11 protein-coding genes and 1 tRNA gene are annotated in these 12,766 nt (G+C 40.2%); 5 read left to right on the forward strand and 7 right to left on the reverse strand.

Going from position 1 to position 12,766, the window contains the following annotated elements; genetic code table 11:
* Window positions 1–13: 13 nt before the first annotated feature.
* Window positions 14–2,809 (reverse strand): TonB-dependent receptor, encoded by a 2,796-nt coding sequence (locus AN214_RS13240; RefSeq protein WP_054980142.1) that lies wholly within the window; start codon window positions 2,807–2,809, stop codon window positions 14–16.
* A 646-nt stretch (window positions 2,810–3,455) separates the two neighbouring features.
* Between AN214_RS13240 and AN214_RS13245 the strand changes: the two genes are divergently transcribed.
* The gene (locus tag AN214_RS13245) at window positions 3,456–5,066 is read left to right on the forward strand and encodes an alpha-glucosidase (RefSeq protein ID WP_054980143.1); all 1,611 of its coding nucleotides are present in this window, start codon (window positions 3,456–3,458) and stop codon (window positions 5,064–5,066) included.
* 113 nt (window positions 5,067–5,179) lie between these two features.
* Here the strand turns inward: AN214_RS13245 and AN214_RS13250 are convergent, their stop codons facing one another.
* The 5 genes from AN214_RS13250 to AN214_RS13270 all read right to left on the reverse strand — a co-directional run bounded on the left by AN214_RS13250 (window position 5,180) and on the right by AN214_RS13270 (window position 9,766).
* Window positions 5,180–5,800, reverse strand: coding sequence for an SDR family oxidoreductase (locus AN214_RS13250; RefSeq protein WP_054980144.1), 621 nt, complete (start codon window positions 5,798–5,800; stop codon window positions 5,180–5,182).
* The gene (locus AN214_RS13255; protein ID WP_054980145.1) at window positions 5,778–6,221 is read right to left on the reverse strand and encodes an adenylyltransferase/cytidyltransferase family protein; all 444 of its coding nucleotides are present in this window, start codon (window positions 6,219–6,221) and stop codon (window positions 5,778–5,780) included. Before AN214_RS13255 ends, AN214_RS13250 begins: the two co-directional genes overlap by 23 nt.
* 21 nt (window positions 6,222–6,242) lie before the next feature.
* Complete coding sequence (locus tag AN214_RS13260; protein ID WP_054980146.1) at window positions 6,243–7,313, reverse strand: CDP-glycerol glycerophosphotransferase family protein; 1,071 nt, start codon at window positions 7,311–7,313, stop codon at window positions 6,243–6,245.
* A 68-nt stretch (window positions 7,314–7,381) separates the two neighbouring features.
* The gene (locus tag AN214_RS13265) at window positions 7,382–8,431 is read right to left on the reverse strand and encodes a CDP-glycerol glycerophosphotransferase family protein (protein WP_054980147.1); all 1,050 of its coding nucleotides are present in this window, start codon (window positions 8,429–8,431) and stop codon (window positions 7,382–7,384) included.
* 45 nt (window positions 8,432–8,476) lie between these two features.
* Window positions 8,477–9,766, reverse strand: coding sequence for an NCS2 family permease (locus AN214_RS13270; RefSeq protein ID WP_200911132.1), 1,290 nt, complete (start codon window positions 9,764–9,766; stop codon window positions 8,477–8,479).
* A 298-nt stretch (window positions 9,767–10,064) separates the two neighbouring features.
* On the opposite strand from AN214_RS13270, the gene AN214_RS13275 reads away from it, so the two are divergent.
* From AN214_RS13275 to AN214_RS13285, 3 genes are all read left to right on the forward strand, one after another.
* Complete coding sequence (locus tag AN214_RS13275) at window positions 10,065–10,535, forward strand: tetratricopeptide repeat protein (protein ID WP_054980148.1); 471 nt, start codon at window positions 10,065–10,067, stop codon at window positions 10,533–10,535.
* A gap of 83 nt (window positions 10,536–10,618) precedes the next feature.
* Window positions 10,619–11,056 (forward strand): SulA-like leucine-rich domain-containing protein, encoded by a 438-nt coding sequence (locus AN214_RS13280; RefSeq protein WP_010560277.1) that lies wholly within the window; start codon window positions 10,619–10,621, stop codon window positions 11,054–11,056.
* 30 nt (window positions 11,057–11,086) lie between these two features.
* Window positions 11,087–11,545 (forward strand): YchJ family protein, encoded by a 459-nt coding sequence (locus AN214_RS13285; protein ID WP_054980149.1) that lies wholly within the window; start codon window positions 11,087–11,089, stop codon window positions 11,543–11,545.
* A gap of 512 nt (window positions 11,546–12,057) precedes the next feature.
* Here AN214_RS13285 and AN214_RS13290 read toward each other — a convergent pair.
* A complete protein-coding gene (locus AN214_RS13290) occupies window positions 12,058–12,567 on the reverse strand; it encodes a VC2046/SO_2500 family protein (RefSeq protein WP_054980150.1) in 510 nt (169 codons plus the stop codon).
* 112 nt (window positions 12,568–12,679) lie between these two features.
* On the opposite strand from AN214_RS13290, the gene AN214_RS13295 reads away from it, so the two are divergent.
* Window positions 12,680–12,764, forward strand: a tRNA-Tyr gene (locus tag AN214_RS13295).
* Window positions 12,765–12,766: the final 2 nt, after the last annotated feature.

Consider the following 12,766-nt stretch of genomic DNA (forward strand, 5'->3'; position numbering starts at 1 on the left):
TGCAACATTCAGGTTAGAACTGGTAGTTCACACCTAGCAAGAAAGTGCGACCATAATCTTGGTAATCACGTACTTGCAATGCGTTATCACCTGATAACGAGATAAACGGTTCTTCAGTAATGTTTTGCACTTGGAAAGTTACCGTCATGCCCTCTAGGCTCTTTAAGCCACTTTCAGAGAAGTCATAACCAATTTGTGCATCCCAAATCGTTTCGCCTTGAATATCAACTTGCTGTGAGTCAAAACCGCGGCCATAAACGTCACCTTTAAAGTCATCACGTTTACGCATGCTAGCACGCGCTTGGAAACCGTAATTTTCATAATAGAAAGTTAGGTTTTGAATGCTCTTAGATAAACCTGGAATTTCGTAATCATTGCCATCTTGGTCAACCATGTCTGAGCTATTAACAGTATGACTTGCAATTAAACCAAAACCATCCAGTGCATCAGCAAAGTAGTTAAATGGTAATGTTACTGAGAACTCAGCACCTTTAACCGTGCCGTCGCCACCGTTTACTTTACCATTACCTGTACCATCTGGGTTAGCAGGTACTAGGCCTGTTGATGGATCTGCAACACCTGTCATGTCGATTGAATAGCTACCATCAAAGATCCAGTCTTTTAAATCTTTATGATAAAGCGCGATAGCAAAATAACCTTCTGGACTAAAGTAGTTTTCATAGCTTAGGTCAAAGTTAATTGCTTGGTACGGTTCAAGTGACGGGTTACCGCCATTCACTACCCAGTTGCTACCATTTTCATCTGGCTGCTGATTGTAAGTAGCATTAACCGAGGCATTCATTTCATCCATACGTGCACGTGAAATCGTCTTTGCAGCACCAAAACGTACCGACTGCTCATCATCAATCGACAATGATAGGTTTAAGCTTGGTAATAGATGTGCGTAATCGTGTTCAATATGCGTTGGCGATGTAATAACTTTGCCGTCTTGTGTATTGAAAGCGTTACCTTTAGATTCTTGCTCAGTTTTAACATAGCGAAGACCTGCATTACCAGTTAACGGCATGCCTGCTACTTCAGTATCAATATTTGCTTTAACAAAGGCACTGGTTAATTGCTCTTTAACCGTCCACGATTTAGTTGCGTGGCTTGGATCGGTTAAACTTTCTGCCAGTAAATCGTAGTAACCATCTTCAACCATTGCGCGTGAGTTAAACGCAATCATGTCGCCCATACCGATGAAATCAAGGTTTGCAGTACCTAAACGGTACTCTTCTGGCACCATCATCATACCTGGGTTATCTAACGAGAAGCTTGATACTGTTAAGAAGTAACCTTCAGAACGCTTGGTTTTCTCACGTTCACTATAAGACAAACCAAATTCAACAGACGATACATAATCGTTTTCAATTACTTTGGTAGCAGCTAGGCGAAGTGCATTTAGCTCATCATCAACTTCTGGTGTATTTAAAAAGCCGTCTTGCAATTGGTTTTCATATTCAGTACCAACAACGCCGTATTTTTCATTAAGTGCAGAACTCCAACCCCAAGAAAGTGGGCCGCCAAGTTGAATTAAATTATAATCACTATAATCTAGCTCATGGCTAAAGGTTGCGCCTGTATTGCCAGAGTTAAATGCGTAACCTAGGTTATCTGCAACACCACGTGCATCGCCACGACCTGTTCCGGCATAACTTTCCATACTCCAGATTTCACGCTCAACACTTGAGTGACTTGCATCGAACTCAAGTGACCAAGAATCACTTAAGTCATATTCTAGATTAAAACCAAATGATGTAAGTTCAGCGCTGCGATCTTCGTAGTCGTTACGTACTACAACACGCTGCCCTTCAGTAATCGCTGATGTAACAAAGCCTGTTGCTGGATCTACAACTGCGTTGTCCGCACTGATTGAACCTTGACCCCAAGCAAATGGCACTTCGATACCACGGAGAATTTTTTCATCCACGAAATCTACATATAAGCTATCAAATACCATACGTAGATTTTCGCTTGGTGCATATTCAATCACCGCCATAACTGAATCACGTTCTAAGGTAGATGAACGTACAAACGGCTTTGCACCACCTAAAATTGAATAGGTATTACCATCATCACCCGTGAATTCAGGGTAGCCCCAAGAGTTCCAACGCTTTTCTTGGTTTGGTGATGACATTGTATTGAATGCAACAGCCACACCTAGGGTGTTATCGGCAAATTGGTCAATGTAAGACAGTGTACCGCGAAAGCCATTATCGTCAGCATCTGGATTTAATTTTTCAAAGCCCGTTTGCTCATACATGGCGTTAACTTTGATAACGCGCTCATCCATTGATAGCGGTTTAATTGTTTGCAAATCAATAACGCCAGCAAGGCCCGATGCTTCTAAATCGGCACTCGGCGTTTTATAAACTGTTACCGCGCTCATGATTTCTGATGGGTATAAATCTAATTCTGCACCGCGGTTATCGGTTATCGATACTTGTTCACGACCATTAAATGTTGTGCCAACATGGTCTTCACCAAAACCACGAATAGTAACGCGACTTGCGCGACCGTCTAAGCGCTGAGCGGCTAGACCCGGTAAGCGTGCGATTGATTCTGCAATTGAAGAGTCTGGTAATTTACCGATGTCTTCTGCTGATACTGATTCAACCACTTCTGGTGAAAAGCGCTTGGTGTTAATGGCTTTAACTAAACTTGCGCGAAAGCCTGTAACCTCAATAACCTCAACTTCTTTTTCTTGTTCTTTATCGTTGTTTTGGTTCTCTGCAGCATATAAATTTGCAGAGCCTACACCTGCTGCGACCATTGCCAGCGTCAGCATACTTGGTTTGAAAATAGACATAAATTTTGTTCCCGATTGACTATTGCTAGTGCAAATCATGGTGCGAAATAACATCACTAAACGAATATAGCTTACTGACAGTATTTGTAGCAGTTGCACCAAATGAGTTCGCGTTTGTTGCCGACAGTGATAGTAACGCTATAAATTTAGCAACCACAACAAACTGCATACGTATTCAAATTTATGCAATGGCGCTTTTGGTTACAAATATTTTACATTTATTTTTTGTTATACATTGATTAATAAGTGTTTTTTAAAAGTAACATTAAACAAAACGTTAACTTAAAGAAAATGACATAAAATCATCACAAACGCGGGCCAATTCAGTGCAAATTCAGCACAAACTGAATATAACCTGCACTTAAAAGGTGCAACACAAAACCAATGATAAATTGGTATTACCAATTGAAGCCTTTATTTTAGTGTATATTAACAATAAACATTAAAATTGGTTATTTAGTGTGACCAATAAACACCTATCCAAAGACTTCCCTTGTTACAACTATTTTCACTGCATACGTATGTAGGCTTTTTACTCACAGCCGCTATATGACGTAAGCTGACCGTTATTCGCAGTAAACAGATACTGCGAAATAGCAATGCAAACGTAAAAAAGCATTTAGCATCAGATAGTAATGAGAAAACGATGTCGAAACTAACAGCGCAACTAAATTGGTGGAAAGGCGCGGTAATTTACCAAATCTACCCACGCAGCTTTCAAGACACTACAAATAATGGTGTTGGCGATTTACAGGGAATAATAAAGCGACTTGATTATATTAAAGCGCTTGGCGTTGACGCTGTATGGATTTCGCCGTTTTTTAAATCGCCAATGAAAGATTTTGGTTACGACATAAGCGACTATCGCGATATCGACCCATTATTTGGCTCACTTGCTGATTTTGACGAACTCATCGCGCAAGCTCATCAGCGCGATATTAAAATTGTGATTGACCAAGTATTGAGTCATACCTCAGATCAACACCCTTGGTTTATTGAAAGTCGTGAAAACAAAACAAACGATAAAGCCGACTGGTATGTGTGGGCTGATGCCAATGAAGATGGTTCACCACCAAATAACTGGTTATCAATTTTCGGCGGGTGCGCTTGGCAATGGGAGCCTCGTCGCTGCCAATACTACTTGCATAACTTTTTAACCCAACAACCCGATTTAAACTTCCATAATGAAGATGTGCGCAATGCTGTATTAGATAATGTTGAGTTTTGGTTAGCACGTGGTGTAGATGGCTTCCGTTTAGATGCCATTAACTTTTGTTATCACGACGCGCAACTGCGTGATAACCCCGCAAAGCCAAAGCATTTAAGGCAAGGCCGTGGGTTTAGTGAAGATAATCCATACGCATTTCAGTATCACTATTACAACAATACGCAGCCTGAAAACCTCGCGTTTATGCAGGCTATTCGCACGCTAATGAACAAATACCCAGGCGCTGTTACCCTTGGTGAAATTTCATCTGAAGATTCACTTGCCACAATGAATGAGTACACAGCTGGTGGCGACAAACTGCACATGGGTTACAGTTTTGAGCTATTAACAAAAGACTACAGCCCAAGTTACATTCGAAACACAGTTGAAACCCTTGAATCGCAAATGACTGAAGGCTGGCCATGTTGGGCATTTAGCAATCACGATGTAGAACGCGTTGCGTCGCGCTGGAGCAAGAACGGTATTGTTAATCATGAGCAAGTAAAAATGCTACATGCGTTACTTGCAAGTTTGCGTGGCAGTGTGTGTTTGTACCAAGGTGAAGAATTAGGCTTAGGTGAAGCTAAAATCACCTTTGAGCAATTACAAGACCCTTATGGCATTACCTTCTGGCCAAACTTTAAAGGTCGCGATGGCTGCCGTACGCCATTGCCTTGGCAGCGTGAAAATGAATTCGGTGGTTTCTCAACTGTTGAACCTTGGTTACCGGTAGTTGACGCGCATAAAGATGTCGCAATTGACGCACAGCAAGCTGACGAAACGTCTGCGCTAGTGCATTGCCAACAATTTTTAGCTTGGCGCAAGCAACATGATGCGCTGCTTTTTGGTGACATTAAATTTACCCAAAGCGACGAACATATTTTAGGCTTTGAGCGCAGCTATAACGGCAAAACATTGATTTGTTATTTCAACCTAGGTGAACAAAGCCAAACGGTTGACGTACAAGGTAAAGTAATTAAATCACACCATTATGATAGCGCAGCATTAAGTGGTTTTGGCTATGTGATATTTGCAAAAGAGGACGTGTAAAAGTTACTAACGCAGGGTAAATGGAATTACCATTTTAACTAATCGAAAGAATTACGTATTGTTCTTCCCATGTGAACGTAAGGCTAGCCCATCTGGGTTAGCCTTTTTTTGAATTATGGATTAAGTACAAACTCGTTTTTACGAATAAACAGTACATCACCACTTTGGTATTGCCCGTTCAGAACATCAACAACATGTTTGCTAAACTCGCTACACGTCATGATATTGTTGTTAGGAATATTAAACTTATCCCTAAACTTAGTTTCAATTGCACCGGGTGCCATGCAGATCACGTCGAAGCCATCATTTGCCATGCTTTTACTTAACGTAATCACACCTGCTTTTGAGCTACAATACGATGACCAATCTTTATAAGCGTTAAAGCCAGCAGTCGATGAAATATTAATGATCAGTGTATTTTGATTATTTTTCAGCGCGTATTTACTTACCAAATAGGTGCCAATTAAATTCACTGAAATATCTTGGATCCACTCAGCTGAATCGGATTCAAGTAATCGATTTGGGTGAATGCAGCCCGCATTATTAATGACAACGTCGAACGTCTTACCTTCAAAATAAGACGCTACTTCGCTATCTTGCGTTACATCTAATTGTTGGCGTGACACTAAGGTAATATCAAAAGCATCGCTAAATTCGTTGGCAAAACTTTGTGCCCAATCACCGCCACCACCAGTAATTAAAATTGATCTTTTAGACGATATCTGGGTTTTCATGTTTATCCGATTTATCTATTAAGTTTCTGTATTGATCGTAAATACGCTCTTTTAAGTTTGAGCTACTTACACCAGCACCATATGGGAAATAAAATACTTTTACGCCAAGGTCTCTCAGGTAATCATATTTACCGCGCCAATCATCGCCTACCACAAAAATATCGATATTCAGATCTTTAATGCGTTGTGTATGCTCTAACGAGCGCTGTGGAATAACCACATCAGGGTGTTTTAATGCTTCAACAATCGCAATACGCTCTTCAAAAGGTACCGCAGGTGGGTTTTTATAGCTACACACAAGCTCGTCGGTGCTTACCCCCACAATTAAGGTTTCGCCAAGTCCTCTGCCATATTCAATCATTTTCAAATGATTGCGGTGAAACAAGTCAAAGGTGCCTGATACGTAAACAATTTTACTCATAATATATTCTTTTAACTCGTGTTAATGTGAGATTAAATAATCACAAATACGCTCTGCCGATTTACCATCTAGCTTACCTACGTATTCATCACATATTTGCTTTCTAATTGACTGTTTGATTTGCGGGTTTTTAACCGCATTTGCAACAACTTCGCCAAGTGCCTGATAACTCGCTGCCCTATCACAGAGTTCGTGAAACACAGTAATACTCTCATCTATGCGCTTTTTAAAACGGAACGAAAATATACCGCGATAACCCCAACGTAATTTATAGAAGTCACACCAGATAACGGGTTTATCTAACGCTGCAAATTCAAAGATAGCAGACGATGCATCGGACAGCATGACATCTGAAATAGCCATAAATTCCAGCAGGTTATACTCATCAACACCTGCTAAATAGACATTTTCACTGGCCGCCCACGATTCTAATATGGCTTTTTGTTTAGTGTAACGCGGCTTAGTTAGCGAGAAAAAGTGCGGTTTTAAAATAATGTTGTAGTCTGCAAAATCATTGGCAAAGTTCGCTGAAAATAGCTCTATTGAACTTGGATAAAATGTTGGCGCGTAGAGAATTGTCGGCTTGTTTTCATCTAAACCAAGCGCGCTTAATGAGAGCTTAAGTGATGTGCGATTAATCGCAGGGTCAAGCTTGGCATAACCGCTATCTACAAAATTGCCTTTTGGAAACATGGCTTGAAGATTAGCTCGACGCTTTTCACCTTCAACAAAGCGAACAGTGGTTGGGTTTTTCGATACATCGTAATAACAACTTTTAGGGCCAACGCCGTGTTGCATTAATACCGTTTTGCTTACGCTATGGAGTTGCTCTAAATCAGATACAGCGTTACCAAATACAATCCAATCAGCTTTTTGTGTTACGTAATGTGCTAACGCATCTTGCCAATTGCCTACAATTTTGTAAGTTAACTGGGTGTCGTTCAAAGCGTTTTCAACAATGCGGTTTAAGTCATTATCATCTGTTTTGTATGCGATCAACTCAATATCTGTTTTATGCTGTTTTAATGCATCAATTACCGGTAAATACTGCGGTAAATAATACAGATGTTGAATATCAAAAATAACCTTCATTGAACTGCCTAAACGATTTATGTGACATTTTTATGATCTCACAAAAACTTAACATCAGGCAAAGTTTTTTAATTGAATTTCCAGTATTTGAGCTTTTTTCTTAGCTTAAAATTGCGAATAAAGTTAAGTGGCTTAGTTTTTTCGACAGTAAGTTCACCAAGTAATACTTTCTCAACCGCATCCAGTACTCGCCCGCTCGATTGCCCATCACGATACGGATGCAATTGCTTTATATACTGGGCAATCTGCTGAGTAAGGTCGTGTGGAGATTGCAATGCGTATGACAGCTTTTCTTCAAGTAAATTGGGCTCAGTGAAATTAACCATATACGGTTTTGGATCAATATTGTTAAACGTTACGACCGGTTTATTTTGCACTAAAAACATTTGAATCACTGACGATGTATCACACAACATCACATCTGCCTGTTTAAGCAGCGGTAATACGTTATCGGTTTCAACAAACTGTAAATGTTCGCTTTCAAGGGATTTATATTGCTCAACAATATGTTTTGGCATTTTAGGATGAAATTGCACTAGCCATTGCCACTTTCCCGTTGTGCAAAGTTTTTTAACTTGCTCGAACAAATGCGGTGCACACGTTAGATTACGAGAAAACGTAGAGCACATTAACACCGTTTTCTTACTCTTATTGGCTGTCGGTTCGGTTAGTGGGTCAGTAAATAATGGATCAAGCGTAGGCCAGCCTGTTTCGACCACATTAAAATAGCCATGTTGCTTGGCAAGCTGCTTGAACGGTTCGGTAGTATCTGGTCCTTGGGTGCAATATAAATCAAAGCATTGACGAATATTGAAATGGTCATTATTACCGCGTCGATTTAACTTACCCGCGTTAAAACCATGGAACACCGCCACTTTAACGCCTGGGAAAAAGCGCGGTACCGTATTACCAGGCACAAATACTGCATCTGGGTTAAATGCTTTTACCGCATCAACTGATTTAAGTACCTGTTCTTCATCTTTTAAGTAGTTCGCATTAACTTCATTACCCCACAAGAACCAAGCAACCTCGCCACCACGGCGCCAAATTTCTTGTTGTAACGGGCGTAAAATCGCATAACTGTAATTTTGAGAGATAAAGAAAAGGTACTTACGCATAAATAATCCGTTGTGTTAAAGGCGCAAACAGCGCCCCGTTTATTTTTATAGTAGAGCGAACTTAACCACAAATAGAATAGATAACACCCAAACACTAATGCTCACTTCTTCGGCACGATTACACATTACTTTTACTGCTGTGTAGGCAATAAAACCTAATGCAATACCGTGCGCTATCGAAAACGTAAGCGGTGTCATTAATAATACAACAGCCACTGGCACGGCTTCTGTCATATCATCCCAATCAACCAGCTTTAAGTTTTGTAACATTAATACCGCAACGTATAAAATTGCGCCAGCTGTGGCGTAAGCCGGTACCATGGCCGCAAGCGGCGCAAAGAACAGCATTAATAAAAAGCAGATACCAACAACAACAGCTGTTAAACCTGTTTTACCGCCAACCGATACCCCAGCAACAGACTCAATATAAGAAGTCGTTGTTGATGTACCTAACGTTGCGCCCGCGATCGTTGCGCAGCTATCTGCACTAAGGGCACGGCCCATACGTGGAATATTGCCTTTTTCATCAGCAATACCGGCTTTTTGTGACACCGCAACAAGTGTGCCTGATGTATCAAATAAGTCGACAAAAAGGAAAGCAAAAATAACACTAAGCATTGAAAGCTCAAGTGCGCTGGCAAAGTCCAGTTCCATCCAAGTCGGTGCAAGTGATGGTGGCATTGAAACAATTCCGTTGTATTCAACTAAACCAAGTGCTAACGCGATAGCGGTCACACCTAAAATACTAAACAGCACGCCACTTTTAATATCTCGGTATAAAAGCGCAGCGATGAAAAAGAAACTAATAATAGCAAGTAGCGGGCCCGCTTGGGTTATATCACCAAGTTGCACCAGCGTTGCAGGGCTTGCCACAATAATACCCGAGTTTTTAAGGGCAATTAGCGCTAAGAATGCACCAATACCGGTGGCAATTGCGCATTTTAAAACAAGTGGAATGGCATTAATAATCCACTCACGCACTTTAAATAAACTTAAAAGTAAAAAGATAATGCCAGAGAAAAATACCGCGGCAAGTGCACTTTGCCAGCTGTAGCCCATACCTAACACTACGCCATAGGTGAAAAATGCGTTAAGCCCCATTCCCGGTGCCAGTGCGATTGGGTAATTTGCCCAAAACCCCATAATAAAACAACCAATTGCTGCTGCTAAACAGGTGGCTACAAACGCTGCGCCTTGGTCTATGCCTGCCTCGGTTAACATTGCAGGATTTACAAATACTATGTACACCATAGTGACAAATGTGGTGATGCCAGCGATCACCTCACGTTTAACCGTACTACCCTGTTGGTTAATTTTAAAAAGTTGCTCAAACATGATTTCGTTACTGTGTCTTAAGGGGGCGATGATCATACCAGTGACACAGCAAAAATTAAATTTTTAAGTCATTTCGAAATGAAATTAAGTGAAAAAAACAAAAGCTTCTAAACTTAGGGTAATTCATCACGCTTAGATTAAGATAAACGTTCACCACGCAAAGCAATTTTAAACGTGTTAGATAAATACATGCTTTAAACGTGCATTTATTTAAACACCTTTTAATGCGAACGTTTCAAACAACCACCGTAAAAAATTTATTAACTTTATTTTAGGTTAATTAGCAATAAGGAAGCATATGCCCGACGAAAATAAATCCATTGAAGTAGATTCATTAACAATAGAGGAAGTAGAACACCTTATTCTTTCTACCTTACTTGCTATTAAAAAAGAACTGACACAAAAAGCCCACACTATTGTAGAGCAAGATGCCGAACGTTTGTTTGCAACCTCAGTCACCATGTCAAAAGCCAAAAATGATGTTGGTGCTGCCAAATATATGCGTTTCGCAGCCCTGCAAGGTCATGTAAAAGCGCAGTTTTATTTAGGCATGATGTTCGCAAAAGGCGCCGGACTACCACAAAGCGTGTATCACGCATATACCTGGTTATACCTAGCTGAAAGCCAAGGCTCGATAGAAGCCGTAGAGGCAATTGGTAAGCTGCAACCGCTACTCCAAGCAAAACAAATCACCGATGCCAAAAAGCAAGCCGCTGATTTATATGAGAATATTAATGACGCAATAATCCAATCTGAAAAAATTGTGTAAAAATTAACAAAAAGTGCTTGAAACAAAATACTGTATAAACTACTGTATAGATAATTCCACTGTATATTTAAACAGGTATCGTTATGTTACAAGCTCAACACCTTTCATCACAGCACGCAGTACAGGTTTCAACACAAGATACAGACAAGCTGAAAGTTATTAATGTGCAAGATGACATTCAAGAAACATTGGCACTTATTGAAATACTGCAAAAGCATACCTGCGAAAATAAATGGACACTGCTGCTTGCACCCGATGCGGTGCCAAGTAAAACCCTGTTAGAAAGTTTATCTATCGACCACAGCAAACTGCTTATTATTCGTCAGCGCCATCTTATTAACATTGAATACGTGGTTAATTCGGCGCTAAAAAATGGCAATTTTGGCGCAGTGGTATCGTGGACAAATATGCTTGATGAAGTAACGCTAAGTTCACTCTATGCAAACCAAACAGAGTTTAATGGCTATTTTTACCACTTTGCAGCTAGCAAAGGTGTGACGGCAAACCCTACTCTCTGCTAAAATGCTGGTTTTGAAAAACGAAATCTATTTATGTGTTACTGTGGAACAGCACAAGCATTTGAGCAATGTTGTGCACCCATCATCAATGGTGAAAAAAAAGCAGATAATGCAGAGCAGCTAATGCGCTCTCGCTATTCTGCATACTGTGTAAATAACAGTGAATATATTCATAACACCTATGCACTCGCTAAACGTGCCGAAAACAGTGTTAGAGAAATAAAGTTATTTGCTGAACTTGCTGATTTTATAAAACTTACGGTGAATAGTTTTAATGAGCAAGGCGATTCAGCCCAAGTGCATTTTAAAGCAGAGTATATTTGCGACGGCTACTACTGCCAGCTTGAAGAAGTATCAAACTTTATTATTGAAGAAGATCAATGGCGCTATTTAGATGGCGCCCTTACCCCTCATAACGAAACTAAGCTAGGCAGAAACGATACTTGTCCGTGCGGTAGTGGTAAAAAGTTTAAAAAGTGTCATGGTAACTAAGTAAGTCGTAATCATTCTTTAAATGTATATAGTCTTAGCCTAAGCAACATTACCTTAGCCTATCACCAAATTAAGACGTTGACTGAAAATTTAATAGGGTGGCCCAATTAGATAGAGCACCCTATTTCTTAGATAGAGCACCCTATTTCTCAAAACCCATCCACCAATACCAAAATACCCATTTTTTAGATACATTCAGATAATGCACATGGATGATAATAATTGAGTTTCGCGATAAGTTTTTATGCAGTTTTTTCCGCTTAACTTTTCCTCTTGGCTTTTCTTCAAAGCTAAACTACGAACAAAAAGCAAAGTATTTAGCACACAAGCTAAGCCACTACCTGACCAACGACCACTCGCGCAACGCATTTTGAAAAAAGGCATAAACCCGTCAAATATATATTTAATAGCAAGGCGGCTATTAACTAGCACTATTTATACAAAGATTAACGTTACGAAAGATTCAGTAAGTATTTAACACAAGGGCCGTTCGAGCCGCTACGCCAGCTTTACTAAGCGACAGAAGCGAAGCTGTACTCTTGGCTCTTTTCAATACTTTGATAGAAATTGTCGATATCCATTTCGTTATTGTTTAGTCCCACTTGTTTAGCACTGTGTAACTTTTTTTGCACAGCAGGCGGGCAATTATCAACAACTAGGGGCGGAATATAGTTTTTATCATTCTTACAAGTGAAAGGTTCAGGCTTTAAACATTCATTAAATTGAATCGCGATTAATCCTTGGTTTTCTAACAATGTGCGATTGTGTTCGCCAAGCAAGCCGTTAAACGGTTCACTTGCTAATGGCTTTTTCGGGCCTGCTGCGACCTTAGCGTATGAAAGAACCGGATCAACAGTCGGTGACTTTTCGCTTTTTACTAGCTGAAATTGCGAAAACTCCGTTGCGTCATTGCTTAATAAAGAAAGTAAAAGTGCAAAATCAGAATGGCGCTGCTCTTTAACACTGTGAGAAAGTTGCTCTCCAAGTTGCGCTTCATGTGTGATGATTTGTTCGATTTGCATCTTTAATAGTCAATCTGATTAATAACAAAGCTGTTATCGACAAAATTCAAAAAAACTTTAGCTTTAACCTTTACTTAATTTTTTAGTTTGTTAATATTCGCCTCGTTCTCGTGGAGGGGTTCCCGAGCGGCCAAAGGGATCAGACTGTAAATCTGACGGCATTGCCTTCGATGGTTCGAATCCGTCCCCCTCCACCACT

It is taken from the genome of Pseudoalteromonas sp. P1-9 (genome assembly GCF_001399975.1).
GTDB lineage: Bacteria > Pseudomonadota > Gammaproteobacteria > Enterobacterales > Alteromonadaceae > Pseudoalteromonas.

Bases quoted from the DNA above. Each gene is read 5' to 3' on its own strand.
- AN214_RS13240 (WP_054980142.1), bottom strand. From the start codon at position 2,809: ATGTCTATTTTCAAACCAAGTATGCTGACGCTGGCAATGGTCGCAGCA.
- AN214_RS13245 (WP_054980143.1), top strand. From the start codon at position 3,456: ATGTCGAAACTAACAGCGCAACTAAATTGGTGGAAAGGCGCGGTAATT.
- AN214_RS13250 (WP_054980144.1), bottom strand. From the start codon at position 5,800: ATGAAAACCCAGATATCGTCTAAAAGATCAATTTTAATTACTGGTGGT.
- AN214_RS13255 (WP_054980145.1), bottom strand. From the start codon at position 6,221: ATGAGTAAAATTGTTTACGTATCAGGCACCTTTGACTTGTTTCACCGC.
- AN214_RS13260 (WP_054980146.1), bottom strand. From the start codon at position 7,313: ATGAAGGTTATTTTTGATATTCAACATCTGTATTATTTACCGCAGTAT.
- AN214_RS13265 (WP_054980147.1), bottom strand. From the start codon at position 8,431: ATGCGTAAGTACCTTTTCTTTATCTCTCAAAATTACAGTTATGCGATT.
- AN214_RS13270 (WP_200911132.1), bottom strand. From the start codon at position 9,766: ATGTTTGAGCAACTTTTTAAAATTAACCAACAGGGTAGTACGGTTAAA.
- AN214_RS13275 (WP_054980148.1), top strand. From the start codon at position 10,065: ATGCCCGACGAAAATAAATCCATTGAAGTAGATTCATTAACAATAGAG.
- AN214_RS13280 (WP_010560277.1), top strand. From the start codon at position 10,619: ATGTTACAAGCTCAACACCTTTCATCACAGCACGCAGTACAGGTTTCA.
- AN214_RS13285 (WP_054980149.1), top strand. From the start codon at position 11,087: ATGTGTTACTGTGGAACAGCACAAGCATTTGAGCAATGTTGTGCACCC.
- AN214_RS13290 (WP_054980150.1), bottom strand. From the start codon at position 12,567: ATGCAAATCGAACAAATCATCACACATGAAGCGCAACTTGGAGAGCAA.